This window comes from Gemmata obscuriglobus (assembly GCF_008065095.1).
GTDB lineage: Bacteria > Planctomycetota > Planctomycetia > Gemmatales > Gemmataceae > Gemmata > Gemmata obscuriglobus.
Genome location: NZ_CP042911.1, coordinates 4983872 through 4999246 on the forward strand (window position 1 = coordinate 4983872; position 15375 = coordinate 4999246).

13 protein-coding genes are annotated in these 15375 nt (G+C 65.1%); 8 read left to right on the top strand and 5 right to left on the bottom strand.

Annotated elements, in window-relative coordinates; genetic code table 11:
* Positions 1-89: 89 nt before the first annotated feature.
* Both GobsT_RS20565 and gap read right to left on the bottom strand, forming a co-directional pair.
* Positions 90-1298 (bottom strand): phosphoglycerate kinase, encoded by a 1209-nt coding sequence (locus GobsT_RS20565; protein ID WP_010042044.1) that lies wholly within the window; start codon positions 1296-1298, stop codon positions 90-92.
* Between the two features lie 132 nt (positions 1299-1430).
* The gene (gene gap / locus GobsT_RS20570; RefSeq protein WP_010042046.1) at positions 1431-2483 is read right to left on the bottom strand and encodes a type I glyceraldehyde-3-phosphate dehydrogenase; all 1053 of its coding nucleotides are present in this window, start codon (positions 2481-2483) and stop codon (positions 1431-1433) included.
* A gap of 280 nt (positions 2484-2763) precedes the next feature.
* On the opposite strand from gap, the gene GobsT_RS20575 reads away from it, so the two are divergent.
* From GobsT_RS20575 to GobsT_RS20590, 4 genes are all read left to right on the top strand, one after another.
* The gene (locus tag GobsT_RS20575; protein WP_010042048.1) at positions 2764-3768 is read left to right on the top strand and encodes a malate dehydrogenase; all 1005 of its coding nucleotides are present in this window, start codon (positions 2764-2766) and stop codon (positions 3766-3768) included.
* Positions 3769-4769: 1001 nt separating this feature from the next.
* The gene (locus GobsT_RS20580; RefSeq protein ID WP_010038534.1) at positions 4770-5363 is read left to right on the top strand and encodes a TetR/AcrR family transcriptional regulator; all 594 of its coding nucleotides are present in this window, start codon (positions 4770-4772) and stop codon (positions 5361-5363) included.
* A 123-nt stretch (positions 5364-5486) separates the two neighbouring features.
* A complete protein-coding gene (locus GobsT_RS20585; RefSeq protein WP_010038535.1) occupies positions 5487-6866 on the top strand; it encodes an efflux RND transporter periplasmic adaptor subunit in 1380 nt (459 codons plus the stop codon).
* Positions 6867-7099: 233 nt separating this feature from the next.
* Positions 7100-10366: an efflux RND transporter permease subunit gene (locus GobsT_RS20590; RefSeq protein WP_010038538.1), complete on the top strand. Its 3267-nt coding sequence runs from the start codon at positions 7100-7102 to the stop codon at positions 10364-10366.
* Between the two features lie 248 nt (positions 10367-10614).
* Here the strand turns inward: GobsT_RS20590 and GobsT_RS20595 are convergent.
* Positions 10615-11573, bottom strand: a protein-coding gene (locus GobsT_RS20595) for an IS630 family transposase (protein ID WP_197905135.1) whose coding sequence is annotated in 2 segments (ribosomal slippage) — positions 10615-11234 and positions 11234-11573 — 960 coding nt in all. Because the reading frame shifts where the segments join, the coding sequence is not laid out codon by codon here.
* A 210-nt stretch (positions 11574-11783) separates the two neighbouring features.
* On the opposite strand from GobsT_RS20595, the gene GobsT_RS20600 reads away from it, so the two are divergent.
* Positions 11784-12092 (top strand): hypothetical protein, encoded by a 309-nt coding sequence (locus GobsT_RS20600; RefSeq protein ID WP_010038544.1) that lies wholly within the window; start codon positions 11784-11786, stop codon positions 12090-12092.
* A 30-nt stretch (positions 12093-12122) separates the two neighbouring features.
* On the opposite strand, the gene GobsT_RS20605 is transcribed toward GobsT_RS20600, so the two are convergent.
* The gene (locus tag GobsT_RS20605; RefSeq protein ID WP_010038546.1) at positions 12123-12527 is read right to left on the bottom strand and encodes a hypothetical protein; all 405 of its coding nucleotides are present in this window, start codon (positions 12525-12527) and stop codon (positions 12123-12125) included.
* Between the two features lie 252 nt (positions 12528-12779).
* Here GobsT_RS20605 and GobsT_RS20610 point away from each other — a divergent pair, with 252 nt between their 5' ends.
* From GobsT_RS20610 to ypfJ, 3 genes are all read left to right on the top strand, one after another.
* Positions 12780-13211, top strand: coding sequence for a hypothetical protein (locus GobsT_RS20610; RefSeq protein ID WP_010038549.1), 432 nt, complete (start codon positions 12780-12782; stop codon positions 13209-13211).
* Positions 13212-13408: 197 nt separating this feature from the next.
* Positions 13409-13792: a DUF2237 family protein gene (locus GobsT_RS20615; protein WP_010038551.1), complete on the top strand. Its 384-nt coding sequence runs from the start codon at positions 13409-13411 to the stop codon at positions 13790-13792.
* Between the two features lie 26 nt (positions 13793-13818).
* Positions 13819-14715, top strand: coding sequence for a KPN_02809 family neutral zinc metallopeptidase (gene ypfJ, locus GobsT_RS20620; protein WP_010038553.1), 897 nt, complete (start codon positions 13819-13821; stop codon positions 14713-14715).
* Positions 14716-14816: 101 nt separating this feature from the next.
* Here ypfJ and GobsT_RS20625 read toward each other — a convergent pair whose 3' ends face one another.
* Positions 14817-15317 (bottom strand): flavin reductase family protein, encoded by a 501-nt coding sequence (locus tag GobsT_RS20625; RefSeq protein WP_010038556.1) that lies wholly within the window; start codon positions 15315-15317, stop codon positions 14817-14819.
* Positions 15318-15375: the final 58 nt, after the last annotated feature.

Here is a 15375-nt window from a genome sequence, read left to right on the forward strand (position 1 = left end):
AACGCGGAGTTCGGGATGCGGAACAGAAGACATCATTGCTCCCCGCGAGCCGTTTTGACAATCCGAATTCCGAGCCCCCGCACGCCACCTTACGCGCGGTCGTCGATTTGGGCCAGGCTCTGGAACTTCTTCCCCTCGACGTAAGCGAGGAACGCGCCGCCGCCGGTCGAGACGTGGGTCATCTTGTCCGCGTAGCCGAACTGCTCTGCGGCCTCGGCCGTCTCGCCCCCGCCCACAACCGTGACACCGGACGAGGCCGACATCGCTTCGGCGATGTACTGCGTGCCCCGCGCGAACGCCGCCTGCTCGAACCAGCCGAGCGGCCCGTTCCAGATCACGGTCGCGGCGTCTTTGACGGCAGCCTTGTACGCCTCGATCGTCTTCGGGCCGATGTCCACGCCCTCGAAGCCCGCCGGAATCGGCCCCTCGCAGACCTGCGTCTGGAGCAGGTCGTCGCTCTTGGCCACGACGTAATCGACCGGGAGCACGATCTTCGTCCCGACGTGCTTCAGCAGCGGACCGGCCGCCGCCACTTCCTCGTCTCCGACGCGGGTGGCGCCCACGTCCACGCCCCGCGCTTTGAGGAAGGTGTACGTCATCTTCCCGCCGATCAGGAGCTGATCGACCTTCGTGAGCAGCACGTTGATGAACGCGATCTTGTCCGACACCTTCGCGCCGCCCATGATCCCCAGGACCGGCGCCTTGGGCGCGCTCATCAGGCCCTCAATGATCTCCAGCTCCTTCGCGACCAGGAGGCCGACCGCGCGGGGCTTACCGGCGGCCTTGAGGGCGGCCGGAACCGCGACCATGCTGGCGTCTTTGTCGTTGTGGCAGGTGCCGAAGGCGTCGTTGACGTAAGCGTCCGCGAGCGAAGCGATCGCCGCCGCGAACTCCGCGTCGTTCTTCTGCTCGCGCGGGTCGAACCGCAGGTTTTCGAGCAGGACCACGTCGCCCGGCTTCATTGCGGCAACGGCAGCGGTCACGCCGGCCCCGACCACCTCGCTGGCAGCCTTCTTGACCGGCGTACCGAGCAGTTCGGAGAACTTGGCGGCCACCTTGTCCATCGTGAGGTTGGCGCGCTCCTCCGGGGTGGCCTTCTCCGGCCGCCCGAGGTGGCTCATGGCGATCACGCTCGCGCCCGCGTCGAGCAGGTGCTTGATCGTGGGCAGCGCGGCGCGGATGCGGCGGTCGTTCTTCACGGCGCCGGTCTTCTTGTCGAGCGGGACGTTGAAGTCCACGCGGACGAGCACCTTCTTACCCTTCAGGTCGCCGAGGTCGTCGAGGGTCTTCTTGGCCACGGATCAGAACCTCAGAAAAAGAAGAGGGCCGCGGACGACCACAGAAAACACAGATCAAAACAGGCTGACGCAGCTTCCGTCCGAATCCGTGTCTTCTGCGGCGACCCGTGGCCGGTTGCCGACACCTTGGGCTCAGCCCTTGGCCGCCATGAACTTCATGAGGTCCACGCAGCGGTTGCTGTAGCCCCACTCGTTGTCGTACCACGACACGAGCTTGAAGAAGTTGCTGTTCAGCCCGATACCGGCCTTCGCGTCGAAGACGCTGGACGCCGGGTCGTGGATGAAGTCGGTCGAAACGACCTCGTCCTCGGTGCTGACGAGCACGCCCTTCAGGTAGGTCTCGCTGGCCCGCTTCATCGCGGCGCAGATCTCTTCGTAGCTGGTGGCCTTGGTGGTCTTCACCGTCAGGTCCACCACCGACACCGTCGGGGTCGGAACGCGGAACGACATGCCGGTGAGCTTGCCCTTCACCTCGGGGCACACCAGCGCGACCGCCTTCGCGGCGCCGGTGCTGCTCGGGATGATGTTGATGGCCGCGGCGCGGCCCCCGCGCCAGTCCTTCTTGCCGCCCTGGCCGTCCACCGTCTTCTGAGTGGCGGTGTAGGCGTGGATCGTGGTCATCAGCCCTTCTTCGATCCCGAACCCTTCCTTGAGCAGCACGTGGACCAGCGGCGCGAGGCAGTTGGTGGTGCAGCTCGCGTTCGAGACGATGTTGTGCTTCGCCGGGTCGTACTTGTCGTTGTTCACGCCCATCACGACCGTGATGTCTTCGTCGGTCGCCGGGGCCGATATGACGACCTTCTTGGCGCCGGCCTCGAGGTGCCCGCGGGCGTCCGACGCCTTGGTCCAGAGCCCGGTGCTCTCGAGCACGTACTCCACCCCGAACTCCTTCCACGGGAGCTCGTTCGGCTTCGCCTTGAGGGCCAGCGCGCGGACCTCGTGGCCGTTGATGACCAGCGTGTCGTGCTCGCCCGAGCCCTTGGAGGACTTGGTGCTGACATCGGCCTTGAACTTGCCCTGGGTCGAGTCGTACTTGAGCAGGTACGCCAGGTTGTCCGCCGGCAGCATCGGGTCGTTGACGGCGACCACCTCAATGTCCTTGCCCAGCGCGCCCTGCTCGACCGCGGCGCGGAACACCTGCCGACCGATCCGCCCGAACCCGTTGATGCCGACCTTCACAGCCATCTCTGTTGTCTCCGGTGAGAGAGAGGTCCCGGCCGAGTGGCGGCATGGCGAGCCGCGGTGCCGGATAACACGTTCATTGGCTAGGTTATGATTCACCGCGAGCGAATCCAGTGCCGCCGGCGCGCCCGCTCGCTAACCTGAACTCAGGAGTTTCAAGTCCGAACGCCCGCACCGGAAGCGACACGGCGGGCCGCCCGTGCCCGGGCCGTTGCGGCTCTGGCCCCACGACTTGAGACGGCTGGAACTGCATCGAGCCCCTTCCTTTTTAGGCGGAAAAGCAATGTCCAAGGTGGTTCGCGTGGCCGTGACCGGCGCGGCCGGGCGCGTTTCGAGCAGCCTCATCGTGCGCCTCGCGTCGGGCGAAGTGTTCGGCCCAGAAACGAAGGTGGTCCTCCAGTTGCTCGAGGTGCCGGCGTCGGTGAACCCGGCGGCGCTGAAGAACCTCGAAGGCGCGATGTACGAGCTCCAGGACTGCGGGTTCTCCACCCTCAAAGACGTCGTCATCACCGACGACCCGAACGTCGCGTTCAACGGGTGCAACTACGCCCTGCTCGTGGGCGCCGCCCCGCGCGGCCCCGGCGAGCAGCGCAGCGACCTGATCCGCAAGAACGGCGCGATCTTCGTGGGCCAGGGGCAGGCGATCGCGAAGAACGCGGCGTCCGACGTGCGGATCCTGGTCGTCGGCAACCCGTGCAACACGAACTGCCTCATCGCCTACAGCAACGGCCGGGACGTGCCCGCCGACCGCTGGCACGCGATGACCCGGCTCGACCACAACCGCGCGGTCTCGGCGCTCGCGATCAAGGCGGGCGTGACCAACGACGCCGTCACCTGCGTCACCATCTGGGGCAACCACTCGAACACGCAGTACCCGGACTTCACGAACGCCAAGATCGGCGGCCGGCCCGCGACCGAGGTCATCACCGACCGCGCGTGGCTCGAAAACACGTTCGTCCCGAACACCCAGGAGCGCGGGAAGTTCATCATCGACACCACGAAAGTGTCGTCGTCGTTCTCGGCCGCGAACGGGGCCATCGACCACGTCAAGAGCCTCGTGACCGGCACCCCGGCCGGCGACTGGACCAGCGCCGCCATCGTCTCGAAGGGCGAGTACGGCGTTCCGGCGGGCCTGGTGTTCGGATACCCCTGCACCACGAGCGGCGACGGTAACTGGAACGTGGTCGAGGGTTTGAAGCTCGACGCGTTCGGCGAAGCGAAGTTCAAGAAGACGCTCGACGAACTGCTGAAGGAGCAAGAGGTCGTGAAGGACCTGCTCCCGAGCTAATGCGACCAGCCGGCCCCTTCGATAAGGCCGAAGGGGCCGTTCATCCATCGGCGCGAATCGGAACGAGGGAACGCTCTCCTCTTCGCCGTTGTGCCGACGTGCCGAACGGTTGTCGGTCCGAGATGGTTCCACTGCACTTCCCCTCCGCAGCACTTCCGGAAGTCCTTGGCCCCACAACTCCCATTCATTTACCGCCCAGAACCCGGAACCACGCCCCGATCAAATTCGTCGCAAACGATTACCCAGCGAGCTGTTACTGCGACATACACGATACCGACGTGGGCTAATGTCTCTTGACCGACCCCTCGTTTTAAAGGCTTTTGTTGGGTGATTCAGTGGTAGCGATCACCCAGCGATTCGGTAGCGAATTACCAGTCCGGCGGCGGCGAATGTCCAGTCCGTGCCCCGTCGAATGTAACCCTCGCCCCCCTGCCCTGCCCTCTCGACATTCCGGTCCGAACGGGAAAGCAACTGATACATGAACCCACCCGCGATGTCACTTTTGTTGACGAGCCGCGACCGCGAGGGAGCGGGGCCACGTATCCCGCTCCCTCGCGGTCGCGGCTCGTTAATAAAGCGTTCGTATTACCAAATACACACACAAATTTCACCGGTTTATTAGGAGCGACCTACAAGCGACGGCTACGACACGCACAACTCGTTCGTAGTCCGGATTCGCGCGGGTCGTCCGAACGTCACGGACCGCCCCCCTATCAAACTGATGGCACCGAAGGGAAAGCCATCGTGCGCACCAACCACGCCTCACGACGCAGGTGATTAGATGGGGCATTCGGCGTGCTGGCTGAACCCCACCATCCGCTCCAGTCGGCAGCGTCGGCACGGAAGCTACGCTGTGAAACACGGAGCAACACCATGTTCCTGCGATATCTCCTCACACACGTTTAAGGTCACTCCGACGCCCCGGTATCCACGATTGAAGCACGCATTAGGTCAGTTATCCACGCGGGACGACTTTAATCAGCCTCTCATAAATGTGGGGCATGCTGCTTGAAAACAAAACGACCGGTCGGTATCTTTCAGCCATGTCTGAAGCTCACCGGCGCAAGAAGGAGCCCGAGCACGTCCGCCGGGCCATCATCGAAAGTGCCGCCCGTTTGGCGGTCAACGATGGGTTTGCGTCCTTGAGTATGCAGGCGGTGGCATCGGCGGCCGGGGTAACCAAGGGAGGACTGCTCCACCACTTCCCGTGCAAGCAGGCCATGGTCGAGGCGGTATTCAAAGAAATGATGGCCGCCCTGGATCGGACGATCGATGAGGAGATGGCCCGCGACACTAACCCACGCGGGTCCTTCACACGCGCCTACGTGAGCGCGTTGAGGAAGATCGAAGTCGGCCTCCTCGACGAGCGGGGAATCCCGATCTCGCTCTCCATGTTGATCGACCCGGCGCTGACCCGGCGCTGGTGCGACTGGATCGGAGACCGGCTCAACAGGCACGCCGAGACGGACGGCGGTGTGGATCTTGAGATCGTTCGTTTGGCCGCCGACGGGCTCTGGCTGGCCACGATGTGCAAGTCGCCCACGAGTAACAACGCCGAGGCCGTCATTAATCGTCTGATCGCATGCACCCGATGACCGGCACGTTTGACCCGGTGCGATCAACAATCAGGTCGGTACACGCGCAACCCATTTAGTCCTCTCGAAGGACCCGGGTCGGCGCGCCCGCTCCCGAACAGAACCACCCACGACACGAACAGTATGGTTAACGCGTTGCGACTTTACCTCGGCTCGAACGGGTTCATCGTTCTGGCGGCGTGTCTCGCGGCCCTGGGGTGCCGGGGCGCCCCGCCGGCCCCGCCCGAGCCCCCGCCGCCGGTCGCGTCGGTCACCCAGCCGATCGACTTCCCGGTCCAATCGTACTACGAGTACAACGGCTATCTGGACTCGGTCGAGTCGGTCCAGGTCCGCGCGCGGGTGAAGGGGGTGCTGGAAGAGTTCCGGTTCACCGAAGGGGACGAGGTGAAGAAGGGGGACCTGCTGTACCGCATCGACCCCCGCGAGTACGAGGCCGCGGAGCTGAAGGCGAAGTCCGATATCAGCAAGGCGGAGGCCGACGCAGCCAACGCCAAAGCCCAGATCCGGCTCACCAAGGCCGAAGTGGACCGGCAGCAGAAGACCTACAACTCGGGCGCCGGCGCGGTGTTCGACCTGGACAAGGCCCAGGCGAACCTCGCCGCCGCGCAGGCCCAGTTGGACGTTGCGGCGGCCAACCGCGAGGCGGGCGAGTCGGCGCTCCGGACGGCCCGGCTGGACCTCGAGTACACGCAGATCAAGGCCCCGATCGACGGCCGCATCAGCCGCACGCTGGTGACCCCCGGCAACCTCGTCGGTCAGAACGAAACGACCCTGCTCACGACGATCGTCCGCATGGACGAGTTGTACGTCTACTACGACGCCGCCGAGCGCGACCTGATCGAGTACCAGCGCACCCCGTCCGGGGCCGCACCGGGCGCGAAGGGGCCGGCGACGCTCCCGGTCGAGTTCGGGGTCGCGACCGAAAAGGGGTTCCCGCACCGGGGCGTCATCGACTTCCGGGAGAACCGGGTCGAAACGTCCACGGGCACCGTGCGCATCCGCGGGCGCGTGGCCAACCCGATCGTGGAACCGGGCCGCCACCGGTTGCTCTACCCGGGTCTGTTCGCCCGAATCCGCGTCCCGTCGGGTCCGCTCCGCACGCTCCCTGTGATTCCCGAAGACGCCCTGATGACCGGCCAGGAGGGCCAGTTCGTTTACGTCCTGGGTGAGGGCAATGTCGTTCAGAAGCGATCAGTGACGGTCGTCCCGCAACACGTCTGGAAGGCCGAGTCGCAGCAAGGGCCGACGTGGACGCTGGCGGCCCCCGTACCGCCACCCGGCGGCGCTCCGAGCGCGGGCGCGGCTCCGGGCGCAGGTGGACCGCCGCCGGGTGCGGGCGGCCCGCCGCCGGGACCGGTGCCCGTGCGGTCCGTTGTCGCGGTGGCGAAGGGACTCACCCGGGCCGATCGGGTGCTCGTGACCGGGCTGACCAAGTCGCGGCCGGGCGCCCCCGTCACGCCCGAGCACCGCGAACTCCAGCAGCCGGCGCCCGAGGCCAAGTAACAGTTGGTGGCACAGGGCTCCCGCCCTGTGCTACGGCCGCCGGCCCCTCCGGGGCGGGAAGCAAGTTAATGGGCAAAAGGTTGCGTCTCTTTTACCTTTTGACTTTTCTCTTTTGCATTGGTTTGGCACCCCGGAGGGGTCGCCGGACGTAGCACAGGGCGGAAGCCCTGTGCGGGAGTTCGGTACAGGACCGCCGAAGATCGATCGGACCGCCCCGCCCTTCAGAGAACGACATGATTTCGCAGTTTTTCGTCGATCGGCCGATCTTCGCGAACGTGATCGCCGTCATCACCGTACTGTTCGGGGTGGTGGCCCTTTCCCGGCTGCCGGTGGAAGAGTACCCGTCGATCACCCCGCCCACGGTGCAGGTGACAGCCGCGTACCCCGGGGCCAACGCACGGGTGGTAGCCGACACGGTCGCCGCGCCGATCGAGCAGCAGGTGAACGGCGTGGAGAACATGCTCTACATGTCCTCCACGTCGTCCTCGGACGGGGCCTACGCGCTCACCATCACGTTCAAAATCGGGACCAACCTGGACGACGCCCAGGTGCAGGTCCAGAACCGCCTCGCCGCCGCCGAACCGGTGCTCCCGGAGGACGTGCGGCGGCAGGGGGTCAAGGCCGAGAAGCAGTCGTCGAGCATCATCCTCGTCGTCTCGCTGACCGACCCCACCGGGGCGCACGACAGCCTCTTCCTGTCGAACTACGCGACCCTCCGGCTGCGGGACGAGTTGAGCCGGGTCGAAGGGGTCGGGACGGTGACGGTGGTCGGGGCCGGCTCGTACTCGATGCGGGTGTGGCTCGACCCGGACAAGCTCGCCGCCCGGCAGCTCACCACCCAGGACGTGTCCGCGGCCCTCGCCCGGCAGAACGTGCAGGTGGCCGCCGGGCAGATCGGGCAGTCGCCCGCCGAACCCGGGCAGCGGTTCCAGATGACCGTCACCACCCTGGGCCGGCTGTCGGACCCGCGGCAGTTCGAGGAGATCATCCTCAAGAGCGGCGAGGCCGGTCAGCTCGTGTACCTGCGGGACGTGGCCCGGGTCGAGCTGGGCGCCCAGAACTACGACATGTTCGCCGTGCAGGCCGGGCGCGAGTCGGCGTTCCTGATCGTGTACCAGCTCCCCGGCTCCAACGCGATCGAGGTGGCCAAAGGCGTGCGGGCGGCGATGGAGAAGGTGAAGCCGAGCCTGCCCGAGGGCGTCGAGTACGCGATCCCGTTCGACACCACCAAGTTCGTCGACGCGGCCATCTCGTCGGTGTACCACACGCTCATCGAGGCCGGCGTGCTGGTGCTGATCGTCATCATGGTGTTCCTCCAGAACTGGCGCGCCCTGCTGGTGCCGGCGACGACGGTGCCAGTCACCATCATCGGCGCGTTCGCGTTCATGGCGCTGCTCGGGTTCTCGATCAACCTGCTCACGCTGTTCGGGCTGGTGCTGGCGATCGGGATCGTGGTGGACGACGCCATCGTGATCGTGGAGAACGCCAGCCACCACATCGAGAAGGGGCTCGCGCCGCGCGAGGCGACGATCCGCGCCATGAGCGAGGTGACCGGCCCCATCATCTCGATCACGCTGGTGCTGATGGCGGTGTTCGTCCCGACCGCGTTCCTGGGCGGCATCTCGGGCCAGATGTACCGGCAGTTCGCGCTGACCATTGCGGCCACGGCCCTCATCAGCGCGTTGAACGCCCTCACGCTGAAGCCCGCCCAGTGCGCCGCGTGGCTGCGGCCGCACACCGGGCGGAACCTGTTCACCCGGGCGTTCGACTTCTTCTACCGGCCGCTCGAAGCGGCGTACTCGTGGTCCGTCCGTCAGCTCCTCAAGGTCTGGTGGGCGGTGCTGATCGTGTTCCTGGGACTGACGGCCGGGACCGGGTGGTGGTACTCCAAGACCCCGACCGGGTTCCTGCCGCAAGAGGACCAGGGGTGGGTGATCGTGGCCGTGCAGCTCCCGGATTCCGCCTCGCTGAGCCGCACGAAAGATGTCACGGACAAGATGAACCAGATCCTGGCCGCGACCCCGGGGCTGGACTCCTGGGTGGTGCTGGGCGGCATGTCGCTGCTAGAGGGGACCAACGCGCCGAACGCGGCCACGGCGTTCATTTCGTTCAAGGACTGGTCTGAGAGAAAGTCGCCCGAGCTGATGCAACAGGCGCTCGTGGGGCGGCTCATGGGTTCGCTGAACTCCATCCAGGAGCCGTTCGTGCTAGTGCTCGTGCCGCCGCCGATCATGGGCCTGGGCGTGGCGGGCGGGTTCCAAATGCAGATCGAGGACCGCGAGGGCGTGGGGCCGGACGTGCTCCAAGAGCGCACCCAGGCGATCGTTGCGGCCGCGCAACGCCGCCCCGAGATCGGGATGGCCGCGAGCCAGTTCCGGGCCGGCGTGCCGCAAATCTACCTGAACATCGACCGGGCCAAGGCCGAGAAGATGGGGGTGATGGTCAGCGACATCTTCGCTACGCTCCAGGCGAACCTCGGGTCGGTGTACGTCAACGACTTCAACAAGTTCGACCGGACGTACCAGGTGCGCATCCAGGCCGACGCGCGGTTCCGCGGCGACCCCGGGTTGATCCGCAAGCTAGAAGTCCGGAACCGCCAGAACGGCAAGGTCCCGCTGTCCACGCTGCTGACCCCGGAGACCCGGACCGGGCCGCAGTCGATCACCCGGTACAACCTGTACCAGACGGCCACGATCAACGGTGCCGCGGGACCGGGGGTGAGTTCCGGCGACGCGCTCAAGGCGATGGAAGAGGTGGCCGGCCAGGAACTGCCCCGGTCGATGGGGTTCGACTGGACGGCGGTGTCGTTCCAGGAGCGCCGGACGGGCGGTGCGATGTTCACCCTGTTGGGCCTGCCGATCACCGAGGCGATGCTCGTGTTCGGGTTGGCCGTGTTCCTCGTGTACCTGGTGCTGGCGGCTCAGTACGAGAGTTGGCTGCTGCCGTTCGCGGTCATCCTGGTGGTCCCGCTCGGGATTCTGGGGGTGGTCGCGGGGATCAACGCGCGCGGGATGGACAACAACGTGTACACCCAGATCGGGGTGGTGCTCATCATTGCGCTTGCGAGCAAGAACGCGATCCTGATCGTCGAGTTCGCGCGGGAACTGCGGCTCGCGGGCCGCTCGGTGCGAGAGGCGGCCGTGGAGGCCAGCCGGCTGCGGTTCCGGCCGATCCTGATGACCTCCATCGCGTTCATCCTCGGCGTGGTGCCGCTGGTGATCGCGGAAGGGGCCGGGGCGGCGGGTCGGCAATCGCTCGGGACCGCCGTCTTCGGCGGGATGGTCACGTCAACGGTCCTCGCGGTGTTCTTCGTCCCGGCGTTCTATGTTGCCATCCAGTCGCTGATCGAACTGATCAGCGGCCCGCCGAAGTCGCACGGCGAACACCTCGCCGTTGCGGCGGCCGAGCTGCCGATCGCCGAACCGGTGCCGGAGACGCCGGCCGAAGGAACCAGCGATCCCGCTACGGCAACGAATCCGGATGCTGCGAAGCACCCGTGAGCCGATATCAGTAACCTCCAGAAGTCCCGTCGGCGGTCGCTGTACCGCCGACGGGTTCCGAAAACTGGAGTGGCTTCGTCCCTATGCAACTCCTCCTCGTCCACGGATTGGGCCGCACGCCGCTCTCGCTTTTCGGTCTCGGTGTGGCGCTCCGGAACGCCGGGCATCACGTCCGCTACTTCGGCTATTCCCCCACGCTTGAGCCGCTCGCGCGAATCCTCGGCCGCCTTCGCTCGCGTCTGAGCAAGTTAGTCTCTTTTTAAGTTCATTGTAGCGGTATTGATTCCGTATCCGCAGTGCCGGATGTACCGTCGGCACTCGTCGGGTGTGAACGCATCCACCGCTTTTCCCAAGAAGTCCCATAGGCCGTCGATGGTTCGCTTCCCGGCGGCTCGGAGCAACCCCTTGAGTTTGGAGAACGCCAACTCGATGGGGTTCAGGTCGGGGCTGTACGGCGGTAGGAGCAGCACCTGGCCGCCCGCGGCCTCGATCGCCTGCTTGGCCGCGACCCGCTTGTGGCAGATCAGGTTGTCCATCACCACCACATCACCGGGCCGGAGCGTGGGCACCAAGATCGGCTTCACGTAGGCCACGAACAGGTCCCCGGTCATGGCCCCATCGATCACCATCGGGGCCGTCAGCCCATCGGCCCGTAGGGCCGCCACAAACGTCGTCGTTTTCCAGTGCCCGTGCGGAACCGGGCACACCAGCCGCTCCCCTCTGGGGCTCCGGCCATAACGCCGGGTCATGTTCGTGCGGGCCCACGTCTCGTCGATGAACACCACCTTGTCCGGGTCCAATGCCGGTTGGGTCGCCTTCCAATCGGCCCGCTTCTGCTTCACGTCCGGGCGCTCCTGCTCGGACGCCCGCTGGACTTTTTTTTCACCGTCAGGCCGAGCTTGGCGACGGCTCGCCACAGGGTCCCGAGGGCGACCGCAACGCCCAACTTCACCTTGAGCTCTTCGAGGGTCATGTCGGGCGTTGCAGCGATGACCTCGCGGATCCGCTCGGCCTGGGTGTCGAGTTGGGGCACCCGGTTGTTGCGGCACGACCCGGGCTCGATGCGCCCGTCCTCCCGACGCCGCTGCTTGAGACGGCGTACCCACGACGCGCTCACCTTGTACCTCTCCGCGACGGCCGTGGTTCCCATCCCCGCATCACAGTCCTCAAGCACCCGCTTCCGCAAGTCCATCGACAGCGCGTTCATGGCATCCCCCGGTCGGATACACCCCCTATAATCGATTCCAAACTTCAGCGCTACGCTGAACTTAAAAAGAGACTAGCCGTGCGCGGGCACCCGGTCGGCCTCGTGGGGCACTCGCTCGGAGGGATATTACTCCGCACAGCGATTCCTGCCGTGCCGGGGCTCCGGGTCCACCACTTCGCGACGCTCGGAACCCCAACCAGCGTTCCGCGAATGGCCGTCCTCGCCTGGAATTGGGTGCCGCCGTTCCGTCTCTGGACGCGGGATTGTGGGAGGTTCCTCACATCCCATCAGGCGTTCGCCGACCTGCCACCGATTACCGTGCCGTTCACGCCGATCGCGGGCACGGCCGGGCCATGTGGCCGCTACAGCCCGTTTCAGAACGACCCGAACGACGGCGTGGTTTCGGTTTCGGAAGCCGAACTGCCCGACCACACCCTGACGCTGTTTCCGGCTGTTCACACCTGGATCATGGACCATCGACCCTTACAAACCTATCTGACCGAATTATTTACGTCTTGACGGTTCGCGCGTCGGCGCGGCTCGGCCCGGTCAGCGCCGACCGACCTCGGCGAGCCACACGTACTCGCGTTCGATCAGATCGCGAAAGATCTCGTACTGGGAGCCGAGCTTGGCCTCGGCCCGCGCCGCCGGCTTCCACTCCAGGTTCCACGTCTTGATGACGGGTTTGGCCTTCCCGATCGCGCGGTTCAGTTTGAGTTGAAACCCCGGGGCCTTCCCTTTTGCATCGAGCGGGAGAGAAAACGTCATGGCTCTCCCCGGGGGCAGCGCCTTGACCGTTTCCCATTTGCCCTCGCCCCAACGGTAGTCAAAGGTGAGCGTGAGGTCCGGCGTCGGATTGTTGACGGTGACCACCGCGAACTTGTTGTCCGCCGCGGTCGCGGTCGTGGTGGTCAAAGCGGCGCAGAGCGCGACAGCCGACAGGGCGCGGAGCATGAGGCATCTCGTGTGGCAACGGTCTGACACCCGACCCTAGCTCACAACACGCTCCGTGCAACGGTGGCGTGACGATGCCGCCCGGTCGCTTCGCCCACAGGTCCGTCTTTGCTCGCGGCCGAGCAGCAACAATCATACGTTCGCAATAAATGCGACCACGCTCCAGAGCCGGACCGCCGCTATCATGAGGTGATCGGAAAGCCATCGTTGCGGCGGGGGAGCCACTGGCCCCTTACCCTGAGGACCTTCCATATGATCGACCGAAATCTCGCAGCCAGCCTCTTCGTCCTCGGTGTGTGCTGCTGTTCGCCGATCGTCGGCCGATCCGCCAATCAGGCCGAGCCCGGTGGCGTGACGATCGAGTTCCAGGACACCGCCGCTCTGCCGAACGTCAAGTACTCACTGAAAGTGGCAATCGAATTTGCTGACGGAAGAAAGCTGGTAGCCGTCAAACTCGAATTACCCGCAGGCTCGACCGGCACGCACCTGAGTGCCAGCCTCGCCGGATCGTTGAAGGCTCAAGGCGGGTGGGAATGCACGCTCAAAGACAACAAGGTGGTGCTGACCACCTGGAAGGATCAAAAGACCGGGATCGTGCACACTGTCAAGAACATCATCTTCACATCGGACGACCTTCCAAAGACTAGTATGCCCAAGGTAACACGTCCGGGTCTCAAGGGCTGATGCCTTCAAGCCCGCTCGACACCCCTACTGCTCCGGGCGGCCTTGATTCGGCACCGCATCTCCCTCGGCTTTGGAAGTGCAACTCCCCGACCGCGCTCGGCCACACGTTTCTGATGGGCGCAGTCACTGTTCGGTCCCGGATAACGGCTATCATGAGGAGTGAGCCCTCCTCTGCACCCGCGATCCGGTGAACCGTCATGCCATCCAACGCGAAGAACGTCCTCGGCGGCCCGCTCCAGACTTGCTCCACGAACCCGCTCACCGGGTTCTACCGCGACGGCTGCTGCAACACCGGCCCCGACGACGAAGGGCTCCACACCATCTGCTGTCAAGTCACCGCCGAGTTCCTGGCCCACCAGCGGTCGATCGGTAATGACCTGAGCACCCCGTTCCCGATGTACGGGTTCCCCGGCCTGCGCCCGGGCGACCGGTGGTGCGTGTGCATCACCCGCTGGAAGCAGTCCCTCGACGCCGGCGTCGCCTGCCCGGTCGTTCTGGAGGCGACCCACATGCACGCCTTGGAGTTCGTGGACCTCGAAGACCTCCAACGGCACGCGGTTAGCATTGAGCCGAAAGCGTAAGATAAAACCATTTACGAGAGCTTACGATGCGACTCGATGACGCACCGGAAAGTGAGAATGTTGACGACCGCCGCGGCATGGGCGGGAAGTTGGCCGTCGGCGGCGGACTCGGCGGGTTGGTGATCGTTGTCCTGGGGTTGCTGTTCGGCGTCGACTTGCGCGGGAAACTGCCCGTCGCCCCGCCGAATAACGACGGGGGCGAAAGTCGCGGCGCGGCGCCGAATGACGGGTACAAACAGTTCGCCGGCAAGATTCTGGGGATGACCGAAGAGGTTTGGGCGGAGCAGTTCAAGACGAACGGGTACAAGTCTTACAAGAAGCCCAAAATGGTGCTGTTCTCCCGGGGAGTTCGCACGGGTTGCGGCGACGCACCCTCTTCGGTCGGCCCGTTTTACTGCCCGGCTGACGAAACGGTCTACCTCGACCCTACCTTCTTTGACGAACTGGAGCAAAAGCTCAAAGGTTCAAAGGCCGAATTCTCGCAGGCATACGTGGTCGGGCACGAGGTCGGGCACCACGTCCAACACCTTCTGGGGTACTCCCGCCGGACGGACGAGATGCGGAAGACGAAGCGCGAGAACGAATACTCCATCCGCCTCGAACTCCAGGCCGACTACCTGGCAGGGGTGTGGTCCAATCACGCGGACAAGAAGTACAAGATTCTGCAACGGGGCGACGTGGAAGAGGCGCTAAAAACCGCGCGATCAATCGGCGACAACCGAATCCAGGAGAAGATGCGAGGGCGCGTCCACCCCGAGAGCTTCAACCACGGCACCGACCGCCAGCGGTACGCCGCGTTCTCCGACGGCCTCAAGACGGGCGACGCGAGCAAGAAGAAGCTCGACCTGTACTTCGACGACGAACAAACGCCGTTCGACGCCAGGGCGGGCGAATTGCGAAACCCGACACTGTTCGGAAGGTGACCGAATCGGACAACCGATCCGCAACCCCGTCAAGTCCCGACAGCTTCCCGTGGCGGTATTGGCCCTTCCGATCTACATCGGCAGGGCCACTACAGCTTTGGTCAAAACGCATCCGGAAAAAGCGTCGTGCTGCCGTCAAGGGTGTCCGTCTCGGCGTAGATGAGGGGCCGAGACTCGGGCGCGAGAACGGCACCGCCGACCACGCGCCCGATGACGAGTCGGTGGTCGCCGGCTTCGGTATCTCCGACCACCTGACAATCGAAGTAAGCGACGGCGGCGGTGAGTATTGGAGCGCCTGTCGCGCCGGCCCGCCACGTCACCCCAGCCAATTTGTCGATGTCACGTCCCGATTGGGTGCCGAAGTGTCGGGCGAGATCCAACTGATCGCTTGGTAACACGCTCACCGCAAACGCTCGGCCGGTCCGGAGTAGCGGGTACGAGTGATGTCCGGGATTGACGGAAAGCGCCAGGAGCGGTGGCTGAAACGAGACCTGCATGACCCATGCGGCGGTGAAAACGTTGCAGCGCTCGCCGTCAGCGACCCCGATCGCATACACCCCGTTGGTGAGGTGACGGAACAGCCGACTCATTTCGGCGCTCATGAACCCTTCCGGAGTGCTTAATCGAATCGAAGTGCAGAAACGCAAGCGGCCGGAGCAA

Bases quoted from the DNA above. Each gene is read 5' to 3' on its own strand.
- GobsT_RS20580 (WP_010038534.1), top strand. From the start codon at position 4,770: ATGCTGCTTGAAAACAAAACGACCGGTCGGTATCTTTCAGCCATGTCT.
- GobsT_RS20590 (WP_010038538.1), top strand. From the start codon at position 7,100: ATGATTTCGCAGTTTTTCGTCGATCGGCCGATCTTCGCGAACGTGATC.
- GobsT_RS20600 (WP_010038544.1), top strand. From the start codon at position 11,784: ATGGCCGTCCTCGCCTGGAATTGGGTGCCGCCGTTCCGTCTCTGGACG.
- GobsT_RS20575 (WP_010042048.1), top strand. From the start codon at position 2,764: ATGTCCAAGGTGGTTCGCGTGGCCGTGACCGGCGCGGCCGGGCGCGTT.
- ypfJ (WP_010038553.1), top strand. From the start codon at position 13,819: ATGCGACTCGATGACGCACCGGAAAGTGAGAATGTTGACGACCGCCGC.
- GobsT_RS20615 (WP_010038551.1), top strand. From the start codon at position 13,409: ATGCCATCCAACGCGAAGAACGTCCTCGGCGGCCCGCTCCAGACTTGC.
- gap (WP_010042046.1), bottom strand. From the start codon at position 2,483: ATGGCTGTGAAGGTCGGCATCAACGGGTTCGGGCGGATCGGTCGGCAG.
- GobsT_RS20585 (WP_010038535.1), top strand. From the start codon at position 5,487: ATGGTTAACGCGTTGCGACTTTACCTCGGCTCGAACGGGTTCATCGTT.
- GobsT_RS20605 (WP_010038546.1), bottom strand. From the start codon at position 12,527: ATGCTCCGCGCCCTGTCGGCTGTCGCGCTCTGCGCCGCTTTGACCACC.
- GobsT_RS20610 (WP_010038549.1), top strand. From the start codon at position 12,780: ATGATCGACCGAAATCTCGCAGCCAGCCTCTTCGTCCTCGGTGTGTGC.
- GobsT_RS20625 (WP_010038556.1), bottom strand. From the start codon at position 15,317: ATGAGCGCCGAAATGAGTCGGCTGTTCCGTCACCTCACCAACGGGGTG.